Source organism: Stackebrandtia soli (assembly GCF_965137155.1).
GTDB classification, from domain to species: domain Bacteria; phylum Actinomycetota; class Actinomycetes; order Mycobacteriales; family Micromonosporaceae; genus Stackebrandtia; species Stackebrandtia soli.
The window spans coordinates 1-7,067 of sequence record NZ_CBCRZX010000084.1; the positions used below are offsets into that span (position 1 = coordinate 1).

Annotated in this window: 7 protein-coding genes; 2 read left to right on the top strand and 5 right to left on the bottom strand. The window is 68.2% G+C overall.

What is annotated here, in order from left to right; translation table 11 throughout:
• Together ACM9NP_RS23785 and ACM9NP_RS23790 are read left to right on the top strand one after the other, a co-directional pair.
• Positions 1-675 (top strand): thiopeptide-type bacteriocin biosynthesis protein (locus tag ACM9NP_RS23785; protein ID WP_415649011.1); only part of this gene is annotated, 675 nt, incomplete at its 5' end.
• The gene (locus tag ACM9NP_RS23790; protein WP_415649012.1) at positions 672-1,874 is read left to right on the top strand and encodes a lanthionine synthetase C family protein; all 1,203 of its coding nucleotides are present in this window, start codon (positions 672-674) and stop codon (positions 1,872-1,874) included. The genes ACM9NP_RS23785 and ACM9NP_RS23790, both read left to right, overlap by 4 nt.
• Before the next feature lie 70 nt (positions 1,875-1,944).
• Here the strand turns inward: ACM9NP_RS23790 and ACM9NP_RS23795 are convergent, their stop codons facing one another.
• The 5 genes from ACM9NP_RS23795 to pepN form a co-directional block, all read right to left on the bottom strand.
• Positions 1,945-2,346, bottom strand: a complete 402-nt coding sequence (locus ACM9NP_RS23795) for a hypothetical protein (RefSeq protein WP_415649013.1) — start codon at positions 2,344-2,346, stop codon at positions 1,945-1,947.
• Positions 2,347-2,388: 42 nt separating this feature from the next.
• Positions 2,389-2,991 (bottom strand): histidine phosphatase family protein, encoded by a 603-nt coding sequence (locus ACM9NP_RS23800; RefSeq protein ID WP_415649014.1) that lies wholly within the window; start codon positions 2,989-2,991, stop codon positions 2,389-2,391.
• Positions 2,988-3,395, bottom strand: a complete 408-nt coding sequence (rsfS, locus tag ACM9NP_RS23805; protein ID WP_415649015.1) for a ribosome silencing factor — start codon at positions 3,393-3,395, stop codon at positions 2,988-2,990. Before rsfS ends, ACM9NP_RS23800 begins: the two co-directional genes overlap by 4 nt.
• Positions 3,396-3,472: 77 nt before the next feature.
• On the bottom strand, positions 3,473-4,117 hold the full coding sequence (nadD, locus tag ACM9NP_RS23810) for a nicotinate-nucleotide adenylyltransferase (RefSeq protein WP_415649016.1): 645 nt from the start codon (positions 4,115-4,117) through the stop codon (positions 3,473-3,475).
• Positions 4,118-4,136: 19 nt separating this feature from the next.
• Positions 4,137-6,641, bottom strand: coding sequence for an aminopeptidase N (gene pepN / locus ACM9NP_RS23815; RefSeq protein WP_415649017.1), 2,505 nt, complete (start codon positions 6,639-6,641; stop codon positions 4,137-4,139).
• Between the last annotated feature and the right edge of the window lie 426 nt (positions 6,642-7,067).

Below are 7,067 nucleotides of genomic sequence, written 5' to 3' on the forward strand. Positions count from 1 at the left end.
CCACACCTTCGCCTCCGACTCCACGGAGACCCGCACCGCCTCCACCGCACCGTCCTCCCCGCCGTCCGCGACTGGTACACCCGACACCCCGACCTCATGTCCGACATGGACATCGCCACCTACCGGCCCGAAACCCTCCGCTACGGAACCGGCGACACACTCCGCGCCGCCGAACGCCTCTTCCACGCCGACTCCCGCACCGTCCTCCACCAACTCTCCCAGCAACTCCCCCGACGCCTCGCCGTCACCCGCGACGTCCTCACCGCCTGGAACCACCTCCACCTCCTCCACCACCTCAACTGGCCACAATGGCCCGAATGGCTGCTCGACACGATCCCCGCGACAAGCAGACACACCCTCTCCCGAGCCGACCGCAAAGCCGCCCTCCACCCCATCGACCCGACCCACACCCGACCCCACGTCCTCGACGAACTCACTCCCGGCCTGGCACCCACATGGCACGGCCGAGGCGACGCCGCCCGCGCCTACGCCACCGCGCTCGCCACCACCCCGAACGCGCCACCACCGGCGACCATCGCCGCCGACCTCCTCCACATGCACGCCAACCGCATGCACGGCCCCGACCGAGAAGCCGAACAACGCTCCCTCGCCCTACTCCGCGACATCGTCCACAGCCACACCGCCCGCCAACGCCACCCACGACGGACACCATGACACCGACCCCCCTCCGCGACGAAGCACTCCGCGTCAGCCTCGACATCGCCGACCGCCTCGCCGACCCCCGACACGTCCGCGACCACACCGACCCCGCGATCTGGCGAGACCTCTCCCTCTCCGCCGGATACGCCGGCATCGCCCTACTCCACGCCGAACTCACCGCCCACCAACCACAATGGGCACCCGTCCTGCATCGCCACCTCACCGCCGCCGGAGCCGCCGCCAACGACACCGCCGACGGCGCCTACACCGGACGAGGCGCCCTCACCACCGCGCTCACCGCCGCCCGCCGCGCCACCAACGCGTACACCACCGCCACCGCCACCGCGGCCACCGCCGTCGCCCGCCGCGCCGCCACCCGCGCCGCGCAACCACCACCGAACGACCTCGAATTCACCGACTACGACCTCGTCACCGGCCTCGCCGGACTCGTCACCGTCCTCACCCCCCACCCCGACCACCACAACACCGCGACCGACACCACCGACGCACTCGCCACGCTCTGCCTCCGCGACACACCCGACCCCGGCTGGTGGGTCCACCACGGCCCCAACCCGCACACCACGCCACCCCCCGGCGGACACGGAAACCTCGGCCTCTCCCACGGCGCCGCCGGAATCCTCGCCGCACTCACCCGCGCCGCCGAAGCCGGCATCACCAACACCCGCACCGAGGCCGCCGCCGACCTCCTCGCGACCTGGCTCCTCGACCACCACCGCACCGACGAACACGGCACCTGGTGGCCGATGTACGTCACCGACTCCGACACCACCGCCGAACGACCCGCCCCCAGCTGGTGCTACGGCACACCCGGCATCGCCACCGCCCTCGACGGCGCCGGACGATGGCGACGACGCCCCGACTGGGTCGACACCGCCACGAAGGCCGTCGACGCCGCGCTCCGCGCCCCCACCGGCCCCCTCGACAACGGCATCTGCCACGGACACGCCGGGCTCGCCCACGTCCTCTGGCGTCTCGACCCCGAACGCCACGCCGACACGATCGACGCCGCCATCACGACGATCGTCGACGCGTACGACCCCGACACCGCGTTCGGCTACCGCTGCCACGGCGACACCGGCCCGTTCGACCACCCCGGCTTCCTCGAAGGCGCGGCCGGAACCGCGCTCGTCCTCCACCGCTACGCCACCGGTCCCGCACCGCGCACCCACTGGGACCAGATTCTTCTACTATAGACAGTCAGTGGGTGCACGGAAACGCCCGCGACCCCCACCAACGGGGGCCACGGGCGTCAACGACTACTCGTCAGGCGGCCTTCACGGAATCCACCTGGAACGGCGTGCCCTGCTGACACGTCGTCATCAAACCCTTGTTGACCGTGCCGGTGACCTCGACGGACGCCCCCGCCGTCAACACCTGGCGGTCACCACCCACCAGGTTGTAGAGGGTCCCGTCTTGCTCCAACAGCACACAGCCCGACTCGACACCGGATTCGATCTTCCCGGTCAACGTCATGGCGGTCTCCTTCTCCTCGTCCTCGATACCCTCGGACGGGTCGAGCGTCGGCACATCCTCGGTCTCCTCGACCGGGGACGACTCACTCACCGTGGGGTCGTCCGACTTCGGGTCGTCGTTACAGGCGGCCAGACCCGCGACCAGCGCCACACCGGCGACCAGCCCGAACAACCGCTTCGTATTGATCATCATGGTTATGTGACGTCCTGTCGAGGGGGATGGTTCCCCAGACTCTCACATCGCCGACAAGTTGTACCCGTGGAGCCGCCACCCCGAAGGCGTCGACCGCAGATCCGCCCAGTGACAGTTGCTCAGCCCGAACACCGTGTCGGTCTGCTCCGGCGTCCAACCGAGAAACCAACCCAACGCCTGCCGAGACGTCGCCCCGTGACTCGACACCAGCGCCACCTCACCGGGCCGCACCGCGTCGGCGACCTCCGCCAACGCACGCCCTCCCCGCTCGGCCACCACGTCACGGTCCTCGATACCCGGCAACTCCACCGGCTCGCGACGCTGCCACGCCACGAACTCGTCCGGATACTTGGCCTCGATCTCGGCGCGTGTCAAACCCTCCCACGGGCCGTAGGCACGTTCACGAAGACGCTCATCGATCCGAACCCCGACACCGAGACGATTCGCGACGACCGTCGCCGTCTCCAACGCCCGCGACAGGTCACTCGAGACGACGACGGTGATCGGCAACTGCGCCAACACCACCGCCGCCGCCTCGGCCTGACTCCGACCCACGTCGTCCAACGCGACATCGACCGCGCCCTGGAACTTCCCGAGGTCGTTCCACTCCGTGCGGCCGTGACGCAGAACGATGATCCGGCTCACTCGCCGCCCTCCGCCGCCTCACCGGCGACCGGCGCGCCCGGGGTCGCGTCAACGAACTCGATCGACGGGCAGTCCTTCCACAGACTGTCCAACGCGTAGTACTCGCGCTCCTCCGTGTGCTGGACGTGGATCGTCACGTCGCCGTAGTCGAGCAGCACCCAGCGTCCGCTCTTCTCGCCTTCACGGCGAATCGGCTTCTCGTTGTGGACGGTGCGCAGCCGATCTTCGATAGCGTCGACGATCGCCATCACCTGCCGCTCGTTGGGCGCCGACGCGACCATGAAAATGTCGGTGATCACCACGGGCTCGCTCACGTCCAACAGCACGATGTCTCGCGCCTTCTTGTCCGCCGCGGCCTGAGCCGCCGTCAATGCAACGGTCTTCGCGATGTCTGTCGCTACCACTGGGTTCCTTACGTTGGGGATTGTTCTGGTCAAGTTTCTCACGAAGCGCCCGCGACGCCACGCGGCTTTTGCGCCGGTTACGCCACGTCCGGCGAATCGGCCGACCGGTACAGGCCGTACCGGTCGATATAGGCGGCGACGAGCCCCGGCACGAGGAACCGATAAGCGGCTCTCGCCGCGACCCTACGACGGATCTCGGTCGAGGAGATGTCCAAGGCGGGCATGTCGATCGAGTGGACGCGAACGCCGTCCGGCAACTGCTCCGGGGCCACCCGATAGCCGGGCCGGTTCAACGCGACGAACGACGTCAACTCCACCACCTCGTCGACCGCCTTCCAGCTCCGCAGGTTCGCGATGGCGTCGGCGCCGGTGATGAAGAACAGACCCGTCGTCGTCCCGTATTCCGACTGGAGCTGCCGCAGCGTGTCAACGGTGTACGTCCGACCGGGCCGGTCGATCTCGACCCGACTCACGCGGAACAGCGGATGGTCGGCGGTCGCGAGCAAGGTCATGGCGTAGCGGTGCTCGGCGGCCGTCACGTGCCGACTCGTCTTCTGCCACGGCTGACCCGTCGGAACGAACACGACCTCGTCGAGTTCGAGCCTGGCCGCGGCCTCGTCGGCCGCGGCGAGATGCCCCAGATGAATCGGGTCGAAGGTGCCACCCATCACGCCGATCCGGCGGTCGACGACCGTCGGTGCCGAGCCCCTCACCACGGACACGCGTCGATCCTATCGGCGGTCACGTCCCGGCGCCCCGAACCCGCACGGCACGGTCCAAGTCGTCCGCGCAGTCGACGATCACGCGACGCAGCGACGGCTCGATACCCACGTCGGTGAGAAGGGCGTGCGCGGCCCGCGACGTCTCGACGTCGACGGCGTACTGAGGGAACATCGCGGTACCGAGCTGCCGGATCTCCCACGGCATGCGCGTCCCGATGCCGGAGGACACCTCCGCGAAGAACCGCGCGACATACGACGCCGTCAGCTCCGCCTGCTCGGGCCACCAGAAACCGTCCGCGGTCGCCCGCAGCACATGGTTCGACAGTTCCCGGTCCCGCATGACCGTGTCCCACGCGGCGGCCTTCGCCGAAGGGTCGGGCAACGCGGCACGGCAGGTCGCCGCGTGCTTGTGCCCTTCCGAACTCGGGTCGACGGCGAGACGCCCGGCGATGTCCTCCTCCGTCGCCGCACCGTGCACGCAGAGCCGCCGCAACGTCAGCCACCGCAGCTCATCGTCGACGGCCACCCCGGTCTCGCTCGTCTCCGACCGGTACAGGCTCCAGAGCCATTCGAGGTCGCCGACGGACGCGTACTCGATCTCCGTGCGCAGGCCGGCCAGGCGCGCACCGTCTCCGGCGGCGGCCTCACGGGCCACGGCGGACGCGATGGCGCGCAGGGCCGCCGCCCCTTCGTCGCGCCGCTCGGCGGGAAGGTAATGGTCGACGGCCTCACCGGCGAACCGCAGCTGGCCCTCGACCAGCGCGATCTGGTTCTCCGTCGACAACGCCTCGGTGAGAATGTCGAGGTACCGCATCGGCGCGAGCTCCCCGTCGCGCACCATGTCGAGCAGGACGCACCACAGGATCGCCCGCGTCAACGGGTCCTCGATACCGGGCAGCAGCTCCGCTACCGAGTCCAGACTGCGCTCGTCGAGGCGAGTCTTCGCGAAGGTCGCGTTTCCGTCGTTGACGAGGACCAAGTCGGGTACGGGTCGCCCGACCAGTTCCGGCACCGAAGTCGACGCTCCATCGACGTCGACGGACACGGCGTACGTCCGGCGCACCTCGTCGCCGACCTTGTCGTACAGGCCGATCGTCAGGCGATGCGGGCGCAGCGTCGGGTGGTCCGGGTGCGCGGTCTGTTCGACGGTGGCCGCGGTGAACACCCCGCCGTCCTCGTCGAACGCGATTCTGAGGGTGTTGGGGCCGGTCGTCTCGAGCCAGGCGCTCGCCCAGGCGCTCAGGTCGCGTCCGCTGGCCTCGGAGAGGCACGCGATCAAGTCGGACAGTGCCGCGTTGCCGAACCGGTGGCGTTCGAAGTACAGGCGGAGGCCGGCGAAGAACACGTCGTCGCCGAGCGACACCGTGAGCTGGTGCAGGATCGCGCCGCCTTTGGAGTACGAGATCCCGTCGAAGTTCGCCAGGGCGCCGTCGCTCTCGTCGACGACACCGGCCACGGGGTGCGTGGACGGGCGCTCGTCGGCGGCGATGCCGGTGAGGGTGCTCGACGCGGTCGCGGCGGCGACCTCGCGGTACCGCGTTCCTTCAGCGGCTCCGCGCATCCCCATGTACTGGGCGAAGGATTCGTTGAGCCACAGGTCGTTCCACCAGCGCATGGTGACGAGGTCGCCGAACCACATGTGGGCCATCTCGTGGGCCATCGTCGTGGCTCGAGCGGCGCGACGGGCCCGGGTGACGGCGGATCTGAACATGAACGCCTCGTCCCGGAAGGTGACGCAGCCGGGGTTCTCCATCGCTCCGGCGTTGAATTCGGGGACGAAGCACTGGTCGTAGGTCGACCCGAAGGGGTAGGCCACGCCGTAGAGCTCGTGGAACCGGTCCCAGCAGCCGAAGGTGACGTCGAACAACTCGTCGGCGTCCGTCTCCAGCGCGGTTCGGTATGTCTGGCGCGCGTATAGGCCGAAGGTCACGCCGTCGTGTTCGCGGTGGATCGCGTGGTAGGCGCCGGCTATGAGGCAGACGAAGTACGTCGCGAGCGGTTTCGTCTCCATGAACCGCCAGGTGCCGTCGTCGTCGCGGTCGCCCGCTTCGTTGGCGGCGACGATCCAATCGTCGGGTGCGGTGACACTCAACCGGTACGGCGCCTTCAGGTCTGGTTGCTCGAAGCACGCGAAGACGCGGCTCGCCATGTTGAGGAAGCCCATCATGTACGTGTACGTCCGGTCGTCCTCGGGGTCGACGAACCGGTGCAGGCCCTCGCCCGAACGGGAGTACCGCATCTGGGCTCGGATCCTCAACTCGTTGTCGGCGGCCAGATTCGACAACGGGTAACGACCATCGACTAGGGCGTCGACGGGGAGGCTCGTCCCATTGAGGGTCACCTCGAGCAGTGTCTCGGGGACAACCTCGACGAAGGTCGAGCCGCCTTCGGTGGCCCGAAACCGAATGGTGGCGTCCGATCCGAAAAACTCGGGTCCTTGCGTCAGGTCCAGCGCGACGTCATAACCGTCCACACTCAGCAGATCGGCCCTTGTCTTCGCTTCGTCGTGTCGCAAGTTCGGCATGCCGACGATCATGCCCTATCGGCCGAGTCACCCCGTCCAGGGCCAAGCGTGCGACCAACACCATCGCACCCCGCCCCCCGGGGGCCTCCAACCTCCTCCCCAATTGGCTTCGAGCCTAGCCGGCGCTCACGTTTGAGCGTCAAACGCGAAACTGATTCCCTGTGGACAACCCCACGGATGTGGAAAATCTAAGATGGACATACAAAGAGAACGCGCGTGCGCGCGCCGAAATAACCCACTCGAATAGCCAAAGAAATGCGCCAAAAATGCGAATAGCCCATTCTCGATGAGAATGGGCTAAATACGATTCGCCTTCATGGGTCATTAGCACACGAATGTGCAGGAGGCGGGGCCCGTGTGGGCTCCGCCTCCTGTGCGTTAGTGTGCGGCGGTGTCCTACTCTCCCACTCCCTGTCGGGGGCAGTA